Here is a 24,018-nt window from a genome sequence, read left to right as displayed (position 1 = left end):
AGTCCCTCAATGAGCGGCAGCAGTATCGCCATCGTCGCGGACCGGATCGGCTGGGAGGAACGCCGGCTGATCGAGACCGCCCCCGCCTTCGGGCACCGCATCGAGTGGGTCAACGACGAGTCCCTGGCGCTGGGCGCCGAGGACTCCTCGCTCAGCGGCCACGACGTCGTCCTCATCCGCAGCCGGAGCTACACGCGGGGCGGCCTCCTGGCCGTCCAGGCGGAGGCCTCCGGGATCAGGACCCTCAACACGGCCCACGCGATCCAGGCCTGCGAGAACAAGCTCGCCCTGCGCACCCTGCTGCGCAAGGCCGGCGTCCCCGTCGCGGACTACCGCCTCGTCCTCTCCCGCAAGGACTTCGAGAAGACGCTGAAGGAGCTTCCGCTGCCCCTGGTGCTGAAGCCCGTCTTCGGCGGCATGGGCAAGCGGGTCACCCTGATCCGCGACGCGGACACCGCCCAGTCCGTCTACGACTACATCGAGGACCTCGGCCACGGCTTCGAACAGGCCAGCCTGGTCGAGCCGTTCCTCGACGGCGGCAGCTCCGTACGGTGCTTCGTCGTCGGCCGCGAGCTGATCGCCGCCGCCGAGTTCGCCAGCGCCGGCGAGGACTGGCGCAGCAACGCGGCCCTCGGCAACCGCCACCAGGCCATGGACCACGACCCCGAGGTCCAGAAGATCGTCGACGGCGTGGTGAACGAACTCGGCGAGGGCATCTACGGCATCGACCTCTTCAAGACGGCCGACGGCTACGTCGTCAACGAAGTCAACCACGCCCCGGCGTTCCGGGCGATCACCTCGGCGACCGGCGTGGACATCCCCTCCGCCGTCAGCCGCTACGTCCAGGAGATCCTCGCATGATCCGTGTCGGAATCGTCGGCGCCTCCGGGCTCGCCGGCGGTGAACTGATCCGCCTGGTCACCCAGCATCCCGAGCTGGAACTGACCTTCCTCGGCGGCTCGTCCAACGTGGGCCGGCGCCCCTCGGAGCTCCACCCGGGCCTCCGTCTGGACCTGGGCCTGAGCGTGGAGTCCACCGCGGACACGGACCTGTCGGACCGCTGCGACGTCGTCTTCCTGGCCACGCCCGCCCCGGTGTCGGCCGCGCTGGCCGCCCGGCTGGCCGACCAGGTGCCCTGTGTGATCGACCTCAGCGGCGCCTTCCGCATCCGCACCCCGGAGCTGCACGAGCGCTGGTACCCGAAGGTCGAGCGGACGGCCGAACTGGCCGACCGGTTCGTCTACGGCGTCCCGGAGCTCATCGGCGACCAGCTCGCCGGCGCCTCGCTGATCTCGCTGCCCGGCTGCTACGCGACCGCCATCACCCTCGGCCTCGCCCCGCTGACGCTCGGGCTCGGCCTGGACCTCAAGACGGTCATGATCGACGGCAAGAGCGGCTCCAGCGGCGGCGGTCTGTCGCTGCGCACCGCGGACCTCCACCCGCTGCGCAACGGCGCCATCGCCCCGTACGCGCCGACCGGGCACCGGCACGCGGCGGAGGTGAGCGACTTCTTCGAGCGGGCCAAGCCCGGCAAGATCGCCTCCCTGTCGATGTCGGCGTACGGCGTCTCGCACGTCCGAGGGCTGCTGGCCAGCTCGTACGTCCTCACCGACGACCAGGTCGACGCCCGCGAGCTGCAGCGCGCCTACCTCCGGTTCTACAAGGACAAGCAGTTCGTCCGGGTCCGCCGCAACACCGAGACCCTGATCCCGGTGCCCGACCCGCAGGCGGTGCTCGGCTCCAACTACTGCGACGTCACCGTCATGCACGACCCCGAGGGCGGGCGGATCGTGGTCCTGTCGGCCCTCGACAACATGGTCAAGGGCGCGGCCGGGCAGGGCATCCAGGCGCTGAACCTGCGGTTCGGGCTGGCCGAGGAGACGGGTCTGACGGCGCAGCCGGTGATGCCGGCATGACCGAGACCCTGGTCCGCGAGACCCCGTACGCCCCCACCGTCGTCAAGCTCGGCGGAAGCTGCCTGGACGACATGTCCGAGGACTGGTGGGACGACCTGGCCGAGCACGGCCGGAACAACCCGCTGGTCCTCGTGCACGGCTGGTCCAAGCCGCTGCGCGAGCTGAACCCCCGCTACACCCAGCCGTCCGCGATCCTCCGCGACCGCTACGGCAACCAGAGCCGCTGGACCACCCCCGAGGTGATCGCCGACATCAAGACGGTCAGCGAGGACGTCGGCAGGATCGTCACCGAGCGGCTCACCCGCCGCGGCATCACCGTCGAGCGGGTCGTCGGCAGCGACGGCCTGGTCCGGGCCGGCGAGGGCGAGCGCTGGTGGTGGCAGGGCAAGCAGCTCGTCGAGCTGGAGAACCTGGTCGGCCCGATCACCGAGGTGACCCCGGCCCGGCTGACGAACCTCCAGCCCGGCCACTGCTACCTCGTCACCCCGCTCGCCCGCAACGCGGCCGGGCAGGAGGTCAACACCGACGCCGACCGGGCCGCGGCAGCCATCGCCGGCGCCTCGGCGGCCACGTCGCTGACCCTCGTCACCGACGTGGAGCACCTCCTGATCGACGGCGAGCCGGTCCGCCGGATCAGCGCCGACGCCGCCGCCGACTTCCGCGACCGCGGTGCCACCGGCGGCATGCGGAAGAAGCTGCGGGCCGCCGGCGAGGCCCTGGACCGCGGGGTCCAGCGGGTCGTCATCGGCAGCGCGCCCGTGAGCCGGCTGCTCGCCGAGTCCACCGGAACCGTCATCACGAGATCGTGACCCCCGACCACCGAGAGGAGCAGAACTCGTGGCGACTTCCCGGGTTCTCGTAGTCAACAACGGAACGCTCTCCCTTCCGCAGCTGCGCAAGCGCTTCGAGGACCTGGGTTCCGAGACCGACGTGGTGAGCGCCGCCTCGGTCCCCGCCCGCCTGGACCCCAAGTACCAGGCGATCGCCCTGAGCGGCACCAAGGTCCGCGCCTTCGACGGCGACTACTACAAGCCGCTGATCGACCTGGTGATGAACGCGAAGGTGCCGGTCTTCGGGATCTGCGGCGGCATGCAGATCATCGCGGTCGCCAACGGCGGGGAGCTCAAGGAGGGCACCCAGCGCGTCGGCGGCTACGAGGTGCAGGTCGACAAGGAGGAGCCGATCTTCTCCTACGTCAAGCCGACCGTGACGGTCTTCCACCGCCACACCCTGTACCTGCAGGCGGCGCCGGCCGGTTTCCGGGCCATCGGCCGCTCGGAGCACGCCCCGGTCGAGTTCCTCCGGTCCGACGACGGACGCATCTACGGCGCGCAGGCCCATCTCGAGTTCCGCAGCGACGGGATGGAGATCCTGCGGGGCTTCGCCGAGACGTACCGCTGAGCGGCACGGCCGGCTGACCACCGCCCCTTCAGACCCGTGCCGCGGGGCCGTTCGACATCCCCCGCCCGACGGCCCCGCGGCACGTCCCCGACATCGCTTCAGTCCCGACAGAAGCCCCCATCGAATCGATTACGAGGTTTTTGGCCATGAGTTCCCTGAACGGCACTCCCACCACGGACGATCCCCAGGATCCGGCTTTCGTCGTCTCGCTGAACGGCAGCGGGGGATCCATCAAGGGATGGGTCGTCGTCGACTCGCTCTACGACGGTCTGGCCATGGGCGGCACCCGGATGACCCCCGGCGTCACCCAGGAGGAGGTGGCCGGCCTCGCCCGCGACATGACGCACAAGTTCACCCTCGCCGGCCTCCCCATCGGCGGCGCCAAGGCGGGCATCGTCGCCGACGGCAGCGACCGCGAGGAGACCTTCCGCACCTTCGGCCGCACCGTCAAGCCGCTGCTGCACGGCGGCATCCACCTCGGCATCGACATGGGCGTCACGCCCCCGGACCGCGCAGTCTTCTTCGAGGAGGCCGGTTACGACCCGCGCTACCGGCTCGGCGCCCCGGACATGCCGATCGACTGGCGCACCTACTACGAGCCGCTGATCGACTGCACCGGCCACGGCGTCGGCGTCGCCGCGATCACCGCCCTGGAGGCGAGCGGCCGCAAGGGACCGGCCCGGGTCGTGGTGCAGGGATTCGGCGCCGTGGGCCGTGCCGTCGCGCACTTCCTGGAGGAGCGCGGACACACCGTCGTCGGCGTGGCCGACGTCCAGGGCACCATCAGCGCGGACCGGCTGCCGGTCGCCGACCTCGTCGCGATCACCGACGAGTTCGGCAAGATCGACCGCTCCCGCCTGCCGCAGGGCGTCACCGTCTCCGACGAGCAGGACGCCTGGCTGGACGTGGAGGCCGACCTGCTGATCCTCGCGGCGCAGAAGCACGCGATCAACGCCGAGAACGCGCACCGCGTACGCGCCGGCCTGGTGGTCGAGGGCGGCAACCTCAGCTCCAGCGACGAGGCCAAGGAGAAGGTGCGGGCCTCCGGCACCGTCCTCGTGCCCGGCGTGATCGCCAACATCGGCGGGGCCGCCTCGGCCGCCCTGGCCGTCACCCGCGTCGTCCCCTTCGACCTGTCGGCGGACGCCCGCAAGGCCTGGGTCTTCGACTGGGTCGGCGACCGTGTCCGCCGCAACACCCGGGACCTCCTGGAGATCGCCGCGGCGCACGCGGGCGACCCCCTGCCGACCCTGCTCACCGCCCGCCGGAAGGACCGCTCGTGACCACCGAGGTCAAGGAAGCGCCGGTCGAACCGGCGCCGCGGATCGTGGACGGAGTCGTCCTCACCCGCGAGACGATGCCCGTCGTCGAGATCACCAGCCCCATGCCGGACGGCCGCGAGGCCCGCGAGGCGCTCTACTACCAGCGCGGCTGGTGGCGCGAGGAGACCTTCCTCGACGACCTGCGCCGTCAGGCCCGGCTGCGCCCCCACAAGCTGGCCGTGGCCGCCCGTCGCATCAAGGAGGCCCGCACCGACACCCTCGACTACATCGAGCTGAGGCAGCTCACCGACCGGTTCGCCGGCGGTCTGGTCGAACTGGGCGTCAAGCCGGGCGACTTCGTCGCCGTCCAGCTCCCCAACCGGTGGGAGATGGTGCCGCTGCTGTACGCGTGCCTGCGCGTCGGCGCCGTCATCTGCCCGATCGACCCGACCACGCCGGAGGAGCCGCTGCGCCACCGGCTCGGCCTCACCGAGGCTCGTGTGATCGTGACGATGTCGGACTGGGAGGGCAACCCGGTCGGCGAGACGGCGAACCGGCTGCGGCAGGAACTTCCCGGCCTGGAGCACGTGGTGATCGTCGACGGCACCGCTCCCGAGGGGTGCCTCGACTTCCGCAGCCACTTCATCGACACCCTCTGGGAGGACGTGCACAGCGACCTCTCCGGGCGCGAGCGCGGCCCCGACGAGCCGTTCGTGGTGCTCTTCACCTCCGGCACCACCGGCGAGTCGAAGGGCGTGCTGCACAGCCAGAACACGGTCCACTCGGCCATCCGCGGCTACGTCGACACCTTCCTCCTCGACGAGCACCTGGTCGCCGCCGTGACCACCCCGCTGGTCCACTACTCCGGCTTCGGCCAGGGCATCCTCGCCAGCGTCATGCTCGGCGGCACGATCGCCTTCCAGGACCGCCGGAAGAACGACGCGCTGCTCGACCTCGTGCAGAAGTACGGGGCGACCCTGCTGTACGGTCCCCCGCCGACGCTCTTCGACATCGCCCAGTCGCAGCGGGACGAGCCGCGCGACGTGCACACCCTGCGGCACGTCGTCACCGGCTCGGCGCAGGTCCTCCAGCCCCTGGTGGACGACCTCCGCGAGATGCTCGGCGCCCGCACGTACTCGCTGTGGGGCATGTCCGAGAACGGCCCGGTCACCATCACCAAGCTGGACTACAACCAGGACTGGGCGGCGCACAGCAACGGCCGGCCGATCGACGCGATGGAGATCCGGATCGACAAGTGCATCAACCCGACCGAGCGGGCCCCCGTCGGCCGGCTCCGGGTGCGCGGCGCGTCCCAGGCGCTCGGCTACTACAAGCGGGACGCGGAGTACGAGGCGCTGATCCTGGACGACGGCTGGTTCGACACCGGTGACGTGGCCCGCGACGACGGCCGCGGCGGCATCCGCATCCTGTGCCGGGCGAGCGACGCCATCAAGCGCGACGGCATGGTCGTGCCGCTGGCCGAGATCGAGTCGACGATCAACCGGCACCCGAAGGTCGTCGAGACCACTCTCCTCGGCCCCGCGGGCCGGGTCGAGGACCCGATCCTGGCGGTCGTCGTCCCCGCCGGCGACGAGCGCCTGACGCTGGAGGAGCTGCGCGCCTACCTCCTGGAGGCGGAGCTCGACGAGCGGTTCCTGCCGGACCGCCTGGAGACCATCGACGCCCTGCCCAAGACCCTCACCGGCAAGGTCCGGAAGAAGGTCCTCCGCGAGCTGTACGGCGAGGCGTGAGCACCGTGCCCGAAGCCAACCAGGTCACCATGTCGGCGACGCTCGCCGCCGACGAGGCCATCGCCCGACGCCGCGCGGCCGGCGAGTCCGTCCTCTCCATGGCGAGCGGCGAGATCGGCCTGCCGGTCCACCCCGGCCTGCGGGCCCGGCTCGCGGAGGCCGCGGACCTCGGCTCGTACGGCCCCGTCGCCGGCAGCCCCGAGCTCCGTGAGGCCGCCGCCGGCTACTGGGACCGGCGCGGTCTCGCCACCACCGCGGACCAGGTCGTGTGCGGCCCCGGGAGCAAGCCGATGCTCTTCGCCCTGCTCCTGGCGGTCGGCGGCGACGTCGTCATCCCCACGCCCAGCTGGGTCAGTTACGCGGCGCAGGCCGGTCTCATCGGCGTCCGCCACTTCCCCGTCCCGACCCTGCCGGGCCAGGGCGGGGTGCCCGACCCCGACCGGCTGCGCGAGACGGTCGCCGCCGCCCGCGCCGCCGGCCACGACCCGCGCTCCGTCATCGTCACCCTGCCGGACAACCCGACCGGGACGATCGCCGTCCCCGAGACCGTACGGCGGCTCGCGGAGGCGGCCCGGGAGCTGGACCTCGTCGTCGTCTCCGACGAGATCTACTGCGACCTCGTGTACGACCCGGTGGCGACGCCCGCCGTCTCCCCGGCGGTCTTCGCCCCCGAGCGGACCGTCGTCACCACCGGCCTCACCAAGAACCTCGCGATCGGCGGCTGGCGGACCGGCGTGGCCCGGCTGCCGGCCGGCGAGACCGGGCAGCGGCTGCGGGAGCGGCTGGTGGGCGTGGCCAGCCAGATCTGGTCCAGCCCCGCCGCCCCCGTCCAGGCCGCCGCCGCGTACGCCTTCGCCGAGCCCGACGAGATCGTGGAACACATCGCCGCGAGCCGCCGCCTCCACGAGACGGTGGCCCGCGCGATGGCCGAGCGGTTCGCCGCCGCCGGCGCGGTCCTGGAGCCGGTCGTGGCGACCTGCTACCTGTACCCGGACTTCGAGCCGCTCCGCGCCCACCTGGCCGAGGCCCACGGGGTGCGCACCGGCGCCGACCTCGCCGCACTGCTCGTCGAGCGGTACGGCGTGGGGCTGCTGCCCGCGAGCGCCTTCGGCGAGGCGGAGGAGTCGCTGCGGCTGCGGGTGGCCACCAGCCGCCTGTACGGCGACACCGAGGAGCGCTGCCAGGCGGCCCTGCACGCCGAGGACCCGCTCGCGCTCGACTGGATCCGCGCCTCCCTCGACCGGGTCGAGGAGGTCCTCGCGGACCTCACGGCGGGCGCCGCCGTGCGGATCCCCGCCTGACCCCCCCCTTCCAGCTTCCGGATGCCGGCCCCCGGCCGGCGTCCGGACCCTTCCCCGGCGGCCCTGCCGCCGCCCCGGCCTAGGAGGGCCGACCGACATGTCCATCTCCATCCTGTTCGAAGCCGAGTACAAGGGCGAGCGGTACGCGGGCTTCGAGAAGCCGGCCGCCGGCGATCCGCTGACGCTCTTCCCGGTCGCCGACGGCCGGCTGCGGGCGGAGTTCATCGCCGCCTCGTCGCCCGAGGCCGTCATCGCCTCCGTCACCGGCGAGGGCGGGCAGATCGTCGTCGCCACCGACGACCCCGAGCTGCGCTTCCTGCCGCCGCTGCTCCCCGGCTCCGGGAACGCGCTGCTGAGCGGCTTCATGCGCACCCACAAGTCCAAGTACGAGGACGAGCCCACCGACGAGACCCCCTTCGTCGCCCCCAACTGGTTCTTCAAGGGCTTCGGCTCCTGGATCCGGATGCCCGAGGAGCCCCTCGTCGTCCCGGAGAAGGCCGTCGCGCTGATCGAGGAGCCCGAGGTCGCCCTCGTGTACGTCAACGACGACAACGGCGACCCGCACTACGTCGGCTACACCTTCGGCAACGACCTGTGCGACATCGGCCTGCACCGGCTGAACCCGGGCTGGAACCCGTACTGCAAGCTCAGCGACACCTCCCTCTCGCCCTTCGTCTTCCTCGGCCCCCCGCCGACCACCGTCACCGGCCGCGTCACCATCGAGCGCGACGGCGTGTCCGCCTGGGAGGGCGACTTCGACTGCGGCGAGAGCGCCCTCTACTTCAAGGTGCGGGACATGATGGACAACCTCTTCACCTACCCGGCGATCCGCCGCCCCGGGATGGTCAACTACGTCCTCCTCGGCGCCGACGAGGCCAGCTTCCACGACGGCTTCCGCATCGCCGACGGCGACCGCGTGGTCATCGACGTCAAGAGCCACGACGTGAGCTTCGCCAACTCCATCCGGTTCGGCAGGGAGGCCGACCGCGCCGCCGAGACCGCCGAGGTCGCCGACGCCGCGGAGACCGCCGACGCCGCCGAGGCCGTCGAGGCCGCGGCGTAGCGCCGAGCGATCCGGGCCCCCTCCCGCGGGGGGGCCCGTCCCCCTTGCCCCACCGACCCCCGGCCCCCGACGCCGGTAAGGAGGACGAGCCATGAGCACCACCGAGGAGAACCCGTTCGACCTGCTGGTACGCCGGATGACGTGGGAGGCCGACGACGTCCTGTCCGTCGAACTGGTGAGCCCCGACGGCAAACCGCTCCCCGACTGGGCGCCGGGCGCGCACATCGACCTGTACGCCGGTGACCAGGTCCGGCAGTACAGCCTCTGCGGCGACCCCGAGGACACCGCTTCCTACCGCATCGCGGTCCTCAAGTCGCCCGATTCGCGCGGCGGTTCCTCCTTCGTCCACGAGGAGCTGCGGCCCGGCGCGACCGTCACCGTGCGCGGCCCCCGCAACCACTTCGCGCTCGCCGACGCCGACGCGTACGCGTTCGTCGCCGGCGGCATCGGCGTCACCCCGCTGCTCGCCCAGGCCCGCGAGGCCGGAGCGCGCGGCAAGCCCTGGCAGCTCTGGTACGCCGGCCGGTCCCGCTCCACGATGGCCTTCGGCGAGGAGCTCACCGCCCTCGCCGCGCACGGCGGCACCGTGGAGCTGCACCCCAAGGACGAGCGCGGCCGCATGGACCTCCGACAGGTCCTCGGGCGGCTCCCCGAGGGCGCCCACGTCTACTGCTGCGGCCCGCAGGCCCTGATGGACGGCGCCCTGGAGGTCTGCGCCGAGCTCGGCATCGCCGACCGGCTGCACGTCGAGCGCTTCGCCGGCGTCGCCGTCCCGGCCCCCGAGGGCGGCGAGAGCTCCTTCGAGGTCGAGTGCGTCCGCTCCGGGCAGACCGTCACCGTCGGCCCCGACGAGTCGATCGTCGACGTCCTCGACGACGCCGGGATCTACGTGGACGCCTCCTGCCGCGAGGGCGTCTGCGGCACCTGCGAGACCGGTGTCCTCGACGGCGTCCCGGACCATCGGGACTCCCTGCTCAGCCCTGCGGAGCAGGAGGCCGGCGACGTGATGATGATCTGCGTCTCGCGCTGCGCCTCGAAGCGCCTGGTCCTCGACATCTGAGGCACCCCCCCTCCGCACCCCTCCCCGGCACGGCCCCGCATTCCCCACCCCCCACTCCCAGCACGGCCCCGCACCCCTCACCAGCACCCCCTCCCATGCGCATCCATCCAAGGAGAGAGAGTTCCGTGAGCATCGAGAGCCTCACAAGAGCGGACACCGCCGCGTCCCCCGGTACCGGAAAGGGCGTCCCCGGCGGCACCCCGGCCGGCGGCGCACGTCCCGCGGAGGCGGCAGCGCCCCGCGTGAGCCGGCTGCCCACGCTGACCGGTCTGCGCTTCCCGGCCGCACTGCTGGTGTTCACCTTCCACGCGGTCCTGCCCTTCGCCAGCATCCGGATCTTCGCCGACTCCGGCGTGGAGCGCGGGATCTACCACTCGCTGGGCATGGTCGCGGGCCTCACCATGCCGTTCTGGTTCATGCTGAGCGGCTTCATCCTGATCTGGTCCGCCCGCGAGGGCGACACCGCCAAGGCGTTCTGGCGCCGCCGCTTCGCCAAGATCGTCCCGCCGTACCTCGTGGGCTGGATCCTCGCCCTGGTCCTCGTCAACGGCGTCGACGGCGCCCCCACCACCCCCGCGCAGGGCTTCCTCAGCCTCTTCATGCTGCAGTCCTGGGTGCCGGACGTCCCCACCAACTTCGCCGTCAACAACGTGAGCTGGTCCCTCTCGGCCGAGGCCTTCTTCTACGCCGCCTTCCCGGCGCTGTTCCTGGTCCTCAAGAAGATCCCCGCGCACCGGCTCAAGTACTGGATCGGCGGCGTCATCGCCGCCATCGCCGCGACCCCGCTGGTCACGTACGCGATCATCCCCGTCGGCACCGCGGTCGTCCCCAACGAGCCCGGCCAGTCCGCCAACTACTTCTGGTTCGCCTACGTCCTGCCGGCCGGCCGACTCCTCGACTTCGCGCTCGGCATGCTCGTCGGCCGCGCCGTCGTCCTCGGCCGCTGGCGCAACATCGGCATGGCCTGGTCGGGCCTGCTGCTCGCCGTCACCTACGTCGTCGGCCTGTACGTGCCGTGGCTGTGGGGCATCCGCCTGGTCTGCGTCGTCCCGGCCGCCCTGCTGATAGCCGCCGGCGCCATCGCCGACAACGAGGGCCGGTTCACGATCTTCCGCAACCGGACGATGGTCTGGCTCGGAGAGATCTCCTTCGCCTTCTACCTGGTCCACTTCACGGTCCTGGAGTACACCCGCCACCTCCTCGGCGACCGGCTCTACGACACCCCGGCCGCCCTGGGCATCCTCCTCGGCGAGCTCGCCGTCTCCGTCCTCCTCGCCTGGGCGCTCTACTCCTGGGTGGAGGTCCCGCTCACCCGCCGCTGGTCGCGCTCCCGCAAGGACCGGGAGGCCGCCGAGGCCGCGAAGGCCGCCAAGGCCGCGGCCGCCGCGAAGGTCGCCGCGTCGCGGGCCGCCGCCGTGACCGGACAGACCGCCGTCGAGACCGAGCACGCGCCCGCCGTCACCGTCCCGGCGTCCGCCGGGGCCGACGGGGGGAAGGGACTGTGAGCACCGACGCCGTCCAGCTGCTCACCCCCGAGGGCCGGCGCGTCCGGCACCCCGACTACGACATCGACCTCGGCCACGAGGAACTGCGCGGCCTCTACCGCGACATGGTCCTCGCCCGCCGCGTCGACGGCGAAGGCGTCACCCTCCAGCGCCAGGGCGAGCTCGGCCTGTGGCCCTCGCTGCTCGGCCAGGAGGCCGCCCAGGTCGGCTCCGCCCGCGCCCTCGGCACCGGCGACCACGTCTTCCCCAGCTACCGCGACCACGCCGTCGCGCTCTGCCGGGAGGTGGACCCGGTCAACCTGCTCGCCATGTTCCGGGGCGTCAACAACGGCGGCTGGGACCCCACCGAGCGCGGCTTCCACCTCTACACCCTGGTCATCGGCTCGCAGACGCTGCACGCCACCGGCTACGCGATGGGCGTCGCCAAGGACGGCGACGAGACCGCCGTGATCGCCTACTTCGGCGACGGCGCCACCAGCCAGGGCGACGTCAGCGAGGCGTTCAACTTCGCCGCCGTCTACAACGCGCCGGTCGTGTTCTTCTGCCAGAACAACCAGTGGGCGATCTCCGAGCCGACCGAGCGGCAGACCCGCGTCCCGATCCACCGCCGCGCCGACGGCTTCGGCTTCCCCGGCGTCCGCGTCGACGGCAACGACGTCCTCGCCTGCCTCGCCGTGACCAGGGCGGCCCTGGAACGCGCCCGCCGCGGCGAGGGCCCGATGCTCGTCGAGGCCTTCACCTACCGGATGGGCGCCCACACCACCTCCGACGACCCCACCAAGTACCGGGACTCCGCCGAGGTGGAGGTGTGGGCGGGCCGGGACCCGATCGCCCGCCTCAAGGCCCATCTGCTCGACCTCGGCGCCGCCGACGAGACGTACTTCGACGCCGTCGACCAGGAGGCCGGCGAGCTGGCGCAGGGCCTGCGCGAGCAGGTGCGCTCCATGCCCGCCCCCGACACCGAGGCGATCTTCGAGCACGTCTACGCGGACCCGCACGCGCTGGTCGACGAGGAGCGCGCCGCGTTCCGCCGCTACGAGGCGTCCTTCGCCGCCACAGGAGGGAACTGAGATGACGACCCTCACGGTCGCGCGCGCGACGGACGGGGTGCGCCCCGCGACGCGGACGCTGCCCCTGGGCCGGGCCATCAACGAGGCGCTGCGCGCCGCCATGGAGCAGGACCCCAAGGTCCTGGTCATGGGCGAGGACGTCGGCAGGCTCGGAGGCGTCTTCCGGATCACCGACGGTCTGCAGAAGGACTTCGGCGAGAGCCGGGTGATGGACACCCCGCTCGCCGAGTCCGGCATCGTCGGCACCGCCATCGGTCTCGCCCTGCGCGGCTACCGGCCGGTGGTGGAGATCCAGTTCGACGGCTTCGTCTTCCCCGGCTACGACCAGATCGTCACGCAGCTCGCGAAGATGCACGCCCGCTCGCTGGGCCGGATCAAGCTGCCCGTCGTCATCCGGATCCCGTACGGCGGCGGCATCGGCGCCGTCGAGCACCACTCGGAGTCCCCCGAGGCGCTCTTCGCGCACGTCGCCGGCCTCCGGATCGTGTCCCCGTCGAACGCCTCCGACGCGTACTGGATGCTGCGGCAGGCGATCGCGTCCGACGACCCGGTCATCTTCTTCGAGCCCAAGCGCCGCTACTACGAGAAGGGCGAGGTCGACACGGAGACCGCCCCCGGCGACCCGCACCGCGCCCACGTGGTCCGCGAGGGCCGGGACGCCACGCTCCTCGCGTACGGGCCGACGGTGAAGACCTGCCTGGACAGCGCCGCCGAGGCGGAGCGCGAGGGCCACAGCCTGGAGGTGGTCGACCTGCGGTCGGTCTCCCCGATCGACTTCGACACCATCCAGGCGTCGGTGGAGAAGACCGGCCGGCTCGTCGTCGTCCACGAGGCTCCCGTCTTCTTCGGCTCCGGAGCGGAGATCGCCGCCCGGATCACCGAGCGCTGCTTCCACCACCTGGAGGCCCCGGTGCTCCGGGTCGGCGGCTACCACGCGCCGTACCCGCCGGCGCGCCTGGAGGACGAGTACCTGCCCGGCCTGGACCGCGTGCTCGACGCCGTCGACCGCTCGCTGGCGTACTGAGGAGAGAGCACCCGTGACCGAACAGCACGTCCGCGAGTTCACGATGCCCGACGTGGGCGAGGGGCTCACCGAGGCCGAGATCCTCACCTGGTACGTCAAGCCCGGCGACACCGTCACCGACGGCCAGGTGGTGTGCGAGGTCGAGACCGCGAAGGCCGCCGTCGAGCTGCCGATCCCGTACGACGGGGTGGTGCACGAGCTGCACCACCCGGAGGGCGCCACCGTCGACGTCGGCAGGCCGATCATCTCCGTGGCGACGGCCGCCGCGGCCCCGGTGGCCGCGGCTCCTACGGCTCCCGCGACCCCGTCCGCTCCCGCCCGGGAGCCGGTCCTGGTGGGCTACGGCGTCTCCGAGGGCCCGACCCGCCGCCGGCCGCGCAGGCAGGGGGCGGCCGTCACCGCCGTACCGGAGCGGGAGCCGCGGCCGACGACGGCTCCCGCACCGGAGCCGGTGGCGGCCCCGGTGGAGCCGGCCGTGGTGGAGCCGGCCGCCGCGCCGGTCCGGCCGCTGGCCAAGCCTCCGGTGCGGAAGCTCGCCAAGGACCTCGGCGTGGACCTGACGACGGTCACCCCGACCGGCCTCGACGGGATCATCAGCCGGGAGGACGTCCACCGCGCGGCGGCCCCGGCCCCGCAGCCGGAGCCCGAGCGGCGGTCCACCGTCCCGGAGCGGACGCCGGCCCCGGAACCGGTGGCGGCCCCGGCCACGGAGGCCTCCGGCGGCGCCCGGGTGACCCGTATCCCCGTGAAGGGCGTACGGAGGGCCACGGCCCGGGCCATGGTGGCGAGCGCCTTCTCCGCCCCGCACGTCACCGAGTTCGTGACGGTCGACGTGACGCGCACGATGAAGCTCGTCGAGGAGCTGCGGACCGACCCCGACATGGCCGGCCTCCGCGTCACCCCGCTCCTCCTCGTCGCGAAGGCCCTGCTCGTCGCGATCAAGCGCAACCCCGAGATCAACGCGTCCTGGGACGAGATGAACCAGGAGATCGTCATCCGCCATGACGTGAACCTGGGTATCGCCGCGGCCACCCCGCGCGGCCTCATCGTGCCGAACATCAAGGACGCCCACACCAAGACGCTTCCCCGCCTCGCCGGCGACCTCGGCGAGCTCGTGGCAGCGGCCAAGGAGGGCAAGACCCCGCCCTCGGCCATGGCGGACGGCACCGTGACCATCACCAACGTCGGCGTCTTCGGCGTCGACACCGGCACACCGATCCTCAACCCCGGGGAGGCGGCGATCCTCGCCGTCGGCGCCATCAGGCTCCAGCCCTGGGTGCACAAGGGAAAGGTGAAGCCCCGTCAGGTCACCACTCTCGCCCTCTCCTTCGACCACCGGCTGGTCGACGGAGAGCTGGGCTCCAAGGTCCTCGCCGACGTGGCCGGGCTTCTCGAGCAGCCCAAGCGGTTCCTGACCCGGGGATGAGGTGCCTCCGCCGACATGCCAGCAAACTCACCCAACGGCAGTGGGGATTCACATGACGAACGCCGTGCAACACAGCGCGGGGACCGACCGCTTGTCCGCCGCCGCTCCGCCCCGGCCGGGAGGACGGTTCGACACCGCCGTCGAGCACGTGACCGGTGCGCAGTCGCTGATCCGCTCTCTTGAGGAGGTGGGCGCCGACACCGTCTTCGGCATCCCCGGCGGCGCGATCCTTCCCGCCTACGACCCGATGATGGACTCGCAGCGGGTGCGCCACGTCCTCGTCCGGCACGAGCAGGGGGCCGGGCACGCGGCGACGGGTTACGCCCAGGCGACCGGCAAGGTCGGCGTCTGCATGGCGACCTCGGGTCCGGGAGCGACGAACCTGGTGACGCCGATCGCGGACGCCTACATGGACTCGGTCCCGCTCGTCGCGATCACGGGTCAGGTGCCGTCGAAGGCGATCGGTACGGACGCCTTCCAGGAGGCGGACATCTGCGGCATCACGATGCCGATCACCAAGCACAACTTCCTCGTCACCAGGGCCGAGGACATCCCGCGGACGATCGCGGAGGCCTTCCACATCGCCTCCACCGGCCGCCCGGGCCCGGTCCTGGTCGACATCGCCAAGGACGCCCTGCAGGCGAAGACCACGTTCAGCTGGCCGCCGCAGACGGACCTGCCCGGCTACCGCCCGGTGACCAAGCCGCATGCCAAGCAGATCCGCGAGGCCGCCAAGCTGATCAGCGCCGCCAAGCGGCCGGTCCTGTACGTCGGCGGCGGCGTCATCAAGTCCGGTGCGACGGCCGAGCTGAGGATCCTCGCCGAGCTCACCGGCGCCCCGGTCACCACCACCCTGATGGCGCTGGGTGCGTTCCCCGACAGCCACCCGCTGCACGTCGGCATGCCGGGCATGCACGGTGCGGTCACCGCGGTGACCGCGCTGCAGAAGGCCGACCTGATCGTCGCCCTCGGCGCCCGCTTCGACGACCGCGTCACCGGCAAGCTCGACAGCTTCGCCCCGTACGCCAAGATCGTCCATGCGGACATCGACCCGGCCGAGATCGGCAAGAACCGCGCGGCCGACGTCCCGATCGTCGGTGACGCCCGCGAGGTCATCGCCGACCTGGTCCAGGCCGTCCAGGCCGAGCACAGCGAGGGCAACCGGGGCGACTACACCGCCTGGTGGTCGGATCTGAGCCGCTGGCGCGAGACCTATCCGCTGGGCTACGACCTGCCGGAGGACGGTTCGCTGTCGCCGCAGCAGGTCATCCAGCGCGTCGGGCAGCTCGCCCCCGAGGGCACGATCTTCGCGGCGGGGGTGGGTCAGCACCAGATGTGGGCCGCCCACTTCATCGACTACGAGCAGCCGGCGACCTGGCTGAACTCCGGCGGCGCGGGGACGATGGGCTACGCGGTGCCGGCCGCGATGGGTGCCAAGGCCGGCATGCCGGACCGCACGGTCTGGGCGGTGGACGGTGACGGCTGCTTCCAGATGACCAACCAGGAACTGGTCACCTGCGCGCTGAACAACATCCCGATCAAGGTCGCCATCATCAACAACGGTGCGCTGGGCATGGTCCGGCAGTGGCAGACGCTGTTCTACAACCAGCGCTACTCCAACACGGTGCTGCACTCCGGTCCGGACGAGGTCCGGGCGAACAGGGGCACCCGGGTGCCGGACTTCGTCAAGCTCTCCGAGGCGATGGGCTGTGTGGCGCTGCGCTGTGAGGATCCGGCCGACCTGGACAAGGTCATCGCCGAGGCCAACGCGATCAACGACCGCCCGGTGGTGATCGACTTCATCGTCCACGAGGACGCGCAGGTCTGGCCGATGGTGGCCGCCGGCACCTCCAACGACGAGGTCATGGCCGCGCGGGGCGTCCGCCCCGACTTCGGCGACGGCGAAGACGACTGAAGAAGACGGAGAGAAAGGGAAACCGCCATGTCCACCCACACGCTCTCGGTCCTCGTCGAGAACAAGCCGGGCGTCCTCGCCCGCACCACGTCCCTCTTCGCACGCCGGGGCTTCACCATCGACTCCGTCTCCGAGGGCACGACGCAGGATCCCGCCGTCTCCCGCATCACGATCGTCGTGGACGCGGAGGTCTGCCCGCTGACCCAGGTCGTGCGGCAGATCGGCAAGCTGGTCAACGTCCTGAAGGTCGTCGAACTGGAGCCGGGCTCCGCGATCCGCCGCGAGCTGGTCCTCGTGAAGGTCCGCGCCTGCCACGACACCCGCTCGCAGGTCGTCGACCTCGTGAAACTCTTCCGCGCCCGGATCGTGGACGTCTCGCCCGAGGCCGTCACGATCGAGGCGACCGGCACCCGCGACAAGCTCGACGCGCTGCTCACGATGCTCGGCCCGTTCGGCATCTCCGAACTGGTCCAGTCCGGCACCGTCGCCATCGGCCGCGGTCCCGAGGTCCTGAGCGCCTCCTCGTACCCCTCCCCCTCCCATCCGCCCGTTCCCTTCCCGATCCAAGGAGAATCCCCGTGGCCGAGCTCTTCTACGATGCCGACGCCGACCTCTCGACCATCCAGGGCCGCAAGGTCGCGGTGATCGGCTACGGCAGCCAGGGCCACGCCCACGCGCTGTCGCTCCGTGACTCGGGCGTCGACGTCCGCGTCGGTCTGCACGAGGGCTCGAAGTCCAAGGCCAAGGCCGAGGAGCAGGGCCTGCGCGTGGTGACGCCGACCGAGGCCGCCGCCGAGGCCGACGTCATCATGATCCTCATCCCGGACCCCCTCCAGGCCCAGGTCTACGAGGAGTCCATCGCCCCCCATCTGACGGACGGCAAGGCCCTCTTCTTCGCCCACGGCTTCAACGTCCGCTTCGGCTTCATCGAGCCCCCGGCCGGCGTCGACGTCGCCCTGGTCGCCCCGAAGGGCCCGGGCCACCTGGTCCGCCGTCAGTACGAGGAGGGCCGCGGCGTCCCGTGCATCGCGGCCGTCGAGCAGGACGCCACCGGCAACGCCTTCGCGCTGGCGCTCTCGTACGCCAAGGCCATCGGCGGCACCCGCGCCGGCGTCATCAGGACGACCTTCACCGAGGAGACCGAGACCGACCTGTTCGGCGAGCAGGCCGTCCTCTGCGGTGGCACCGCGGCCCTGGTGAAGGCGGGCTTCGAGACCCTGACCGAGGCCGGCTACCAGCCGGAGATCGCCTACTTCGAGTGCCTGCACGAGCTGAAGCTCATCGTCGACCTCATGTACGAGGGCGGCCTGGAGAAGATGCGCTGGTCGGTCTCCGAGACCGCCGAGTGGGGCGACTACGTCACCGGCCCGCGGATCATCACCGACGCCACCAAGGCCGAGATGAAGAAGGTCCTCGCGGAGATCCAGGACGGCACCTTCGCCAAGGAGTGGATGGCCGAGTACCACGGCGGCCTGAAGAAGTACGACGCGTACAAGTCCCAGGACGGCAACCACCTCCTGGAGACCACCGGCAAGGAGCTGCGCAAGCTCATGAGCTGGGTGAACGACGAGGAGACGGCCGCGTGACCGCCTCGGACACCCTGGTCGGGGCCGGCCCCGGAACCGCCGCCACGGCCGGGTTCCGGGCGGCCCGCGACTTCCTCCTCGCCCGGTACGGCGACTACCGGGCCGCGTACGAGGGCTTCGTCTGGCCCCGGCCCGAGCACTTCAACTGGGCGCTCGACTGGTTCGACGTGATCGCCGAGGGCAACGAGCGCACCGCCCTGCACATCGTGGAGGAGGACGGCCGCGAGTCCCGGCACTCCTTCGCCCGCCTCTCCGCCCGCTCCTCGCGGCTCGCGGGCTGGCTGCGCGCCCAGGGCGTCCGGTCCGGCGACCGGATCCTCGTCATGCTCGGCAACCAGGTGGAGCTGTGGGAGACCGCCCTCGCGGCGATGAAGCTGGGGGCCGTCCTCACCCCGGCGACCCCGCAGCTCGGCCCGGTGGACCTGCGCGACCGGATCGAGCGGGCCCGGGTGGAGCACGTCGTCGTCCGGGCGGCGGACCGGGCGAAGTTCGACGGGGTGCCGGGGTCGTACACCCGGATCCTGGCCGGCGGCACCCCGGCCGACGCGGCGGCGGGCTGGCTGCCGTACGAGCGCTTCGAGGCGTACGGGGGAGGGTTCGAGCCCGACGGGCCGACCCGCGCCGACGACCTGCTGATGCTCTACTTCACCTCCGGGACGACCTCGGCGCCGAAGCTGGTGGAGCACACCCATCTCTCGTACCCCGTCGGCCACCTGTCGACCATGTACTGGATCGGGCTGCGCCCCGGGGACGTGCACCTGAACATCTCCTCGCCGGGCTGGGCCAAGCACGCCTGGTCTAACCTCTTCGCGCCGTGGAACGCCGAGGCCACCGTCTTCGTGTTCAACTACGAGCGGTTCGACGCGACCCGGCTGATGTTCGAGATGGACCGGGTGGGGGTCACCTCCTTCTGCGCCCCGCCCACCGTGTGGCGGATGCTCATCCAGTCCGACCTCGGCCGGCTGAGGACGCCGCCGCGCGAGGCGGTGGGGGCGGGGGAGCCGCTCAACCCCGAGGTGATCGAGCGGGTCCGGGACGCCTGGGGCGTGACCGTCCGGGACGGCTTCGGGCAGACCGAGATGAGCCTGGCCCTCGGGAACTTCCCCGGCCAGGACCTCGTCCCGGGCTCCATGGGCCACCCCGCGCCCGGCTTCACGGTGACGCTGCTCGACCCCTCGGGCGCGCCGGCCGACGAGGGCGAGATCTGCCTCGACCTGTCGGGCCCGGCCCGGCCGGTGGGCCTGACGACCGGCTACCACGGCGACTGGGAGCGGACGGGCGAGGCCATGGCGGGCGGCTTCTACCGCACCGGTGACATCGGCCGCCGCGAGGCGGACGGCCGGATCACCTACGTGGGCCGCTCGGACGACGTCTTCAAGGCGTCCGACTACAAGATCAGCCCGTTCGAGCTGGAGAGCGTGCTCCTGGAGCACGAGGCGGTCGCGGAGGCGGCCGTCGTCCCTGCGCCCGACCCGCTGCGGCTCGCCGTCCCGAAGGCGTACGTGGTCCTCGCGGACGGCTTCGAGGCGGGCCCGGACACGGCCGAGAGCCTCTTCGCCTACGCGCGGGAGGCGTTGGCCCCGTACAAGCGGATCCGGCGCATCGAGTTCGGCCCGCTGCCGAAGACGGTGTCGGGCAAGATCCGCCGTGTCGAGCTGCGGGCGGCGGCCACGGGCGGTTCCTCGGCGGAGTACCGCGACAGCGACTTCCGCTGATCACGGGCCGGACCGGTCTAGGTCGGTCCGGCCCGCGTCGGTCCGCCTCGGGCCGGACCGGTTCGGCGCAAGTCAAGTCGGCTGATTCGAAGCGGGTTTGGCAAGTTGCCAAACCCGCTCCCGGGCGCCCCGCTCGACAAAGGTTACCGAACGGTAGCTATGTAATCTCACGATAAGCGAGCCGCGAGATCCGAGTTCCGAGCTCCGCATTCCGAGTTCCTCCTTCCCCTCCGATCCCTCTCAAGGACGGTCAAGACATGTCAGCGGAAACCCTGTCCGTGCCGGAGTCCTCCGAGGTCCCGTTCATCAACGTCATCGACCCCGAGTTCCGCTTCGACCTGCCCGAGGTCGTCCGGGCCCAGGCCGCGGGCTGGTACGCCGAGACCCCGCTCGGCATGCTCGTCCTGCGCCACGCGGAGGCGTCGGAGCTGGTCCGGGACAGCCGGCTGACCCACAACGGCACCGGCTTCATGGAGCAGAACGGCATCAGCGGCGGCCCCGTCTACGACTGGTTCGTCAACGGCCTGGTGAACCAGGACGGCGACAGCCACCGCCGGCTGCGCGGTCTCGTCGGCCGCGCGTTCACCCCGCGCATGCTGGAGAACCTGCGCCCGGTCATCAAGCAGGCCGCCGAGCGCCTCGCCGACGAGATCGCCGCCAAGGACGAGGTCGACTTCTTCGAGGCGTTCGCCGACGCGCTGCCGCTGACCGTCATGTCCGAGCTGCTCGGCGTGCCGGCCGAGGACTACCCGCGCTTCAGCAACTGGAGCTCGGAGATCGGCCTCGTCTTCAGCCTCGCCCTCGGCGGCGACATACCGGGCCGCGTCGAGGCCGCCGTCGTCGGCCTCTACGAGTACGTGGACGCCCTCATGGCCAAGAAGGCCGAGGCGCCGACCCAGGACCTCATCTCCGCCCTCGTCACCGCCCAGAAGGAGGACGTCGACGGGGCCCGGGTCAGCCTCGAGGAGCTCCGCAACCTCGTCGTCACCATGGTGTTCGCCGCGCACGACACCACGCGCCTCCAGCTGGCCAACGCCATGGTCACCTTCTCCGAGCACCCCGACCAGTGGGCCCTGCTCCGCGAGCGCCCCGAGCTCGCCCCGCGGGCGGTCGAGGAGGTCATGCGCTGGCGCCCCTCCTCCAACGCCGTGTACCGCTACGCGGCCGAGGACATCGAGTTCCGCGGGCAGCGGATCCCCGAGGGCACGATGTTCATGATCGGCGTGCAGGCGGTGCAGCGCGACCCGCTCGCCTACCCCGGCGGTGACGTCTTCGACATCACGGCGGACCGCAAGACGGCCGTGATGCAGTTCGGCGGCGGCCCGCACTACTGCCTGGGCGCCCCCCTCGCCCGGATGGAGATCACGGAGGCGCTGCCCGCGCTCGCCCGCCGCCTCGGCGCCCCGAAGGTCGTCGGCGACGTCACCTGGCGCCCCGCGATCGGCATCACCGGCCCCAACGAACTTCAGCTGCGCTTCGGCTGAGCCCTCGTCACGGACGCCCCCGGGTGTCGCCGCGCAGACCGCTCGACTGCGCGGCGGCGCCCCGCCCGCCGTGGACGAACCCCCCGGAAAAAGAAAGACCATGAAGACCATGGAGGTCTTGTGACCACGTCGACACCGGCAAAGAAGACAGGACTCGTCCTCTTCCTGCTGGCCTTCTCCCAGTTCATCATCAGCGTCGACCTCAACATCGTCTACGTCGCGCTGCCCGACATCGGCACCGCCCTCGGCTTCTCGGCCCAGTCACTGCAATGGGTCGTCTCCGCCTACGCGGTGGCCTTCGGCGGTCTGCTGCTCTTCGGCGGCCGCGCCGTCGACCGCATCGGTGCCCGCCGGCTCTTCATGACCGGCCTCACCTTCTACGCCGTCGCCTCGCTCGCCGGCGGTCTCGCCACCACCCAGGGCGTCCTCATCGGCGCCCGTCTCCTCCAGGGCGTCGGCGGCGCGCTGCTCTTCCCGGCGGTGCTCGCCCTGATCGCCACCTCCTTCGAGGGCGCCCAGGTCACCAAGGCGTTCGCCGCCTGGGGCGCCGCCGGCTCGCTCGGCCTCGCGGCCGGCGCCCTGCTCGGCGGTGTGCTGACCGACCTGGTCTCCTGGCGCTGGATCTTCTTCGTCAACATCCCGCTGGCGCTGATCGCCCTGCTGCCGGCCCCGAAGGCGATCCGTCCGGACGGACCGGCGAACCTCTCCAAGGGCTTCGACATCCCGGCCGCGCTGCTCGCCACGATCGGCGTCTCCGCGATCGTCACCGGCCTGGTGACCGGCCCCGACGAGGGCTGGACCTCGCGCCTGACCCTCGGTGCCCTGATCCTCGGTGTCGTCCTGCTCGCCGCCTTCTTCGTCACCGAGGCGAAGACCGCCAACCCGCTCATGCCGCTCCGGCTCCTGAAGAACCGGCCGCTGGTCGTCGCCATGGCCGTCCTCTTCGTCTTCCAGACGGCGCTGGCCGGCGCGTACTACACCTTCACCACCTACGTGCAGCCGATCCTCGGCTACAGCGCGATCCAGGCGGGCCTCGCCTTCCTGCCGCTCACGCTGGTCTCGATCATCGGCTCGGGCAAGCTCGCGCCGAAGTTCATGGAGCGGTACGGCATGCGCGCCACGCTGTCGACCGGCATGATCGTCAACGCCGCCGGCATCGCGGTGACCGTCCTCGGCATGTCGGTCGGCGGTTCCTTCTACGCCCTGCTGCCCGGCTCCGTCATCTGGGGCATCGGCGGCGGTCTCGTCTTCGTCTCCGTCTTCGCCTCCGCCAGCTCGGGCGTGGGCGCGGAGGAGCAGGGCGTGGCGAGCGCGATGGCCTCGACCGCGCAGCAGGTCGGCGGCGCGGTGGGCCTCGCGTTCCTGGTCGCGATCGCCAACTCCACCTTCTCCGGCACCTACGCGGAGGCCGCGAAGGAGGACATCCTGTCGGGTCTGCACCTGGCCGGATACATCGGCGCCGGCCTCCTGGTCCTGGGCGGCATCCTCGCCCTGGCCCTGAAGAAGGACTCGCCGTCGGCCGCCGTCAAGGTCGAGGGCAGCGACCTGTCCGAGTCCGAGAAGGCGCCGCAGCACGCGAACGGCTGAGCGGGGTCGCCCCGTGCGTCGCAGACGGCGCCGTGCTCCTCCCTTCCGGAGCACGGCGCCGTCCGCCGTCTCCCCGCACACGCCAGGGGCGGCCTTCCCGAGGGAAGGCCGCCCCTGGGCGTCTCTCGCGTCTCAGTGGGGAACGGGGCACCCGTCCGGACCGCACGCGTGGGCGTCGTCGGCGCCGTCGACGACCCGGAGCGGGGAGCGGTCGCCCCAGGCCTGGGTGAGGGCCCGGGTGAACGCCTCGGTGGACTGGGCGCCGGAGACGCCGTACTGCCGGTCGAAGACGAAGAACGGCACGCCGGACACACCCAGTTGGGCGGCCTCGCGCTCGTCGGCGCGGACCTCGTCGGCGTAGGCGTTCGGGGCGGCGAGCACGCTCCGGGCGGCGTCGGCGTCGAGCCCGACCTCGACGGCGAGCGCGACGAGCCGCTCGTCGTCGGCGAAGATCGACTCCTCCTCGGCGAAGTTGGCCCGGTAGAGCGCCTTCACCAGCTCGTGCTGCTTGCCGCGGGCCTTGGCGAAGTGCAGCAGCCGGTGGATGTGGAAGGTGCTCCCGTGGTCGCGCCCGGCGACGTACGGCAGTCCCTCGTCGGCGGACTGGATGGTGAGGTTCCGCTCGTTGGCGAGCGCCTGCGCCTCGCTCCACCCCTTCCCCTTCATGAGCACCTTGATGATGGGCTCCACGTCCCCCTTGGCCCGGCCCGGCTCCAACTCGTACGACTTGTGGACCACTTCGACGCCGGCGCGGTGCGGGAAGACGGCCAGCGCCTTCTCGAACCGGGCCTGGGCGACGTAGCACCAGGGGCAGGTGATGTCCGACCAGATCTCTACCTTCACGGCGATTGCCTCTCTGCGGGAACGACGAACGTCGACTACGGACGGTTCTGCCGAATCAAACGGGGAGAACCGGCCCATCCTTCCGTTCCGCCGCCCCGAACAAGGTCTT

The 24,018-nt window shown here is 71.8% G+C and carries 19 protein-coding genes and 1 pseudogene; 19 read left to right on the top strand and 1 reads right to left on the bottom strand.

The features are described 5' to 3' along the window. Positions 1-9 precede the first annotated feature (9 nt). From ACFYUZ_RS33260 to ACFYUZ_RS33170, 19 genes and pseudogenes are all read left to right on the top strand, one after another. Positions 10-861, top strand: coding sequence for a RimK family alpha-L-glutamate ligase (locus tag ACFYUZ_RS33260; protein ID WP_389315576.1), 852 nt, complete (start codon positions 10-12; stop codon positions 859-861). After that, positions 858-1,916, top strand: coding sequence for an N-acetyl-gamma-glutamyl-phosphate reductase (gene argC / locus ACFYUZ_RS33255; protein ID WP_389315575.1), 1,059 nt, complete (start codon positions 858-860; stop codon positions 1,914-1,916). Before ACFYUZ_RS33260 ends, argC begins: the two co-directional genes overlap by 4 nt. Beyond that, positions 1,913-2,725: an acetylglutamate kinase gene (locus tag ACFYUZ_RS33250; protein WP_389315573.1), complete on the top strand. Its 813-nt coding sequence runs from the start codon at positions 1,913-1,915 to the stop codon at positions 2,723-2,725. Before argC ends, ACFYUZ_RS33250 begins: the two co-directional genes overlap by 4 nt. 28 nt (positions 2,726-2,753) lie before the next feature. Beyond that, positions 2,754-3,317 (top strand): type 1 glutamine amidotransferase, encoded by a 564-nt coding sequence (locus tag ACFYUZ_RS33245; protein WP_389315571.1) that lies wholly within the window; start codon positions 2,754-2,756, stop codon positions 3,315-3,317. A gap of 146 nt (positions 3,318-3,463) precedes the next feature. Then, a complete protein-coding gene (locus tag ACFYUZ_RS33240; RefSeq protein WP_389315569.1) occupies positions 3,464-4,600 on the top strand; it encodes a Glu/Leu/Phe/Val dehydrogenase dimerization domain-containing protein in 1,137 nt (378 codons plus the stop codon). Next, positions 4,597-6,330: an AMP-binding protein gene (locus ACFYUZ_RS33235; protein ID WP_389315567.1), complete on the top strand. Its 1,734-nt coding sequence runs from the start codon at positions 4,597-4,599 to the stop codon at positions 6,328-6,330. Before ACFYUZ_RS33240 ends, ACFYUZ_RS33235 begins: the two co-directional genes overlap by 4 nt. A gap of 5 nt (positions 6,331-6,335) precedes the next feature. Continuing rightward, positions 6,336-7,631: a pyridoxal phosphate-dependent aminotransferase gene (locus ACFYUZ_RS33230; RefSeq protein ID WP_389315565.1), complete on the top strand. Its 1,296-nt coding sequence runs from the start codon at positions 6,336-6,338 to the stop codon at positions 7,629-7,631. A gap of 97 nt (positions 7,632-7,728) precedes the next feature. Beyond that, entirely contained in the window at positions 7,729-8,694 is a 966-nt protein-coding gene (locus tag ACFYUZ_RS33225) for a fumarylacetoacetate (FAA) hydrolase (protein ID WP_389315563.1), read from the top strand. A gap of 91 nt (positions 8,695-8,785) precedes the next feature. Then, positions 8,786-9,754: a PDR/VanB family oxidoreductase gene (locus ACFYUZ_RS33220; protein WP_389315561.1), complete on the top strand. Its 969-nt coding sequence runs from the start codon at positions 8,786-8,788 to the stop codon at positions 9,752-9,754. A 125-nt stretch (positions 9,755-9,879) separates the two neighbouring features. Continuing rightward, the gene (locus ACFYUZ_RS33215; protein ID WP_389315559.1) at positions 9,880-11,259 is read left to right on the top strand and encodes an acyltransferase family protein; all 1,380 of its coding nucleotides are present in this window, start codon (positions 9,880-9,882) and stop codon (positions 11,257-11,259) included. Then, positions 11,256-12,329: a pyruvate dehydrogenase (acetyl-transferring) E1 component subunit alpha gene (gene pdhA, locus ACFYUZ_RS33210; protein ID WP_389315557.1), complete on the top strand. Its 1,074-nt coding sequence runs from the start codon at positions 11,256-11,258 to the stop codon at positions 12,327-12,329. Before ACFYUZ_RS33215 ends, pdhA begins: the two co-directional genes overlap by 4 nt. Position 12,330: 1 nt before the next feature. Continuing rightward, entirely contained in the window at positions 12,331-13,353 is a 1,023-nt protein-coding gene (locus ACFYUZ_RS33205; protein WP_389315555.1) for an alpha-ketoacid dehydrogenase subunit beta, read from the top strand. A 43-nt stretch (positions 13,354-13,396) separates the two neighbouring features. Continuing rightward, positions 13,397-14,779, top strand: coding sequence for a dihydrolipoamide acetyltransferase family protein (locus ACFYUZ_RS33200; protein ID WP_389315770.1), 1,383 nt, complete (start codon positions 13,397-13,399; stop codon positions 14,777-14,779). A gap of 52 nt (positions 14,780-14,831) precedes the next feature. Beyond that, the gene (locus ACFYUZ_RS33195) at positions 14,832-16,694 is read left to right on the top strand and encodes an acetolactate synthase large subunit (protein ID WP_389315553.1); all 1,863 of its coding nucleotides are present in this window, start codon (positions 14,832-14,834) and stop codon (positions 16,692-16,694) included. Between the two features lie 27 nt (positions 16,695-16,721). Further along, a pseudogene (gene ilvN, locus ACFYUZ_RS33190) lies at positions 16,722-17,219 on the top strand (acetolactate synthase small subunit); the annotation flags it as partial. A gap of 53 nt (positions 17,220-17,272) precedes the next feature. Further along, positions 17,273-18,280 carry a ketol-acid reductoisomerase gene (ilvC, locus tag ACFYUZ_RS33185; RefSeq protein WP_389315551.1) on the top strand — a complete coding sequence of 336 codons (1,008 nt, stop codon included), beginning with the start codon at positions 17,273-17,275 and terminating at the stop codon, positions 18,278-18,280. Then, positions 18,277-19,995 carry an AMP-binding protein gene (locus ACFYUZ_RS33180; RefSeq protein ID WP_389315549.1) on the top strand — a complete coding sequence of 573 codons (1,719 nt, stop codon included), beginning with the start codon at positions 18,277-18,279 and terminating at the stop codon, positions 19,993-19,995. The genes ilvC and ACFYUZ_RS33180 overlap by 4 nt, the downstream gene beginning before the upstream one ends. A 257-nt stretch (positions 19,996-20,252) precedes the next feature. Then, positions 20,253-21,479 (top strand): cytochrome P450, encoded by a 1,227-nt coding sequence (locus ACFYUZ_RS33175; RefSeq protein WP_389315547.1) that lies wholly within the window; start codon positions 20,253-20,255, stop codon positions 21,477-21,479. A gap of 120 nt (positions 21,480-21,599) precedes the next feature. After that, positions 21,600-23,066 (top strand): MFS transporter, encoded by a 1,467-nt coding sequence (locus ACFYUZ_RS33170; protein ID WP_389315546.1) that lies wholly within the window; start codon positions 21,600-21,602, stop codon positions 23,064-23,066. 132 nt (positions 23,067-23,198) lie between these two features. On the opposite strand, the gene ACFYUZ_RS33165 is transcribed toward ACFYUZ_RS33170, so the two are convergent. Next, entirely contained in the window at positions 23,199-23,909 is a 711-nt protein-coding gene (locus ACFYUZ_RS33165) for a DsbA family protein (protein WP_389315544.1), read from the bottom strand. Positions 23,910-24,018: the final 109 nt, after the last annotated feature.

This window comes from Streptomyces sp. NPDC004266, assembly GCF_042874095.1.
In the GTDB taxonomy this organism is placed as follows: domain Bacteria; phylum Actinomycetota; class Actinomycetes; order Streptomycetales; family Streptomycetaceae; genus Streptomyces.
Note: the sequence above shows the minus strand (reverse complement) of the source record. Positions and strands in the feature narration are given on the sequence as shown.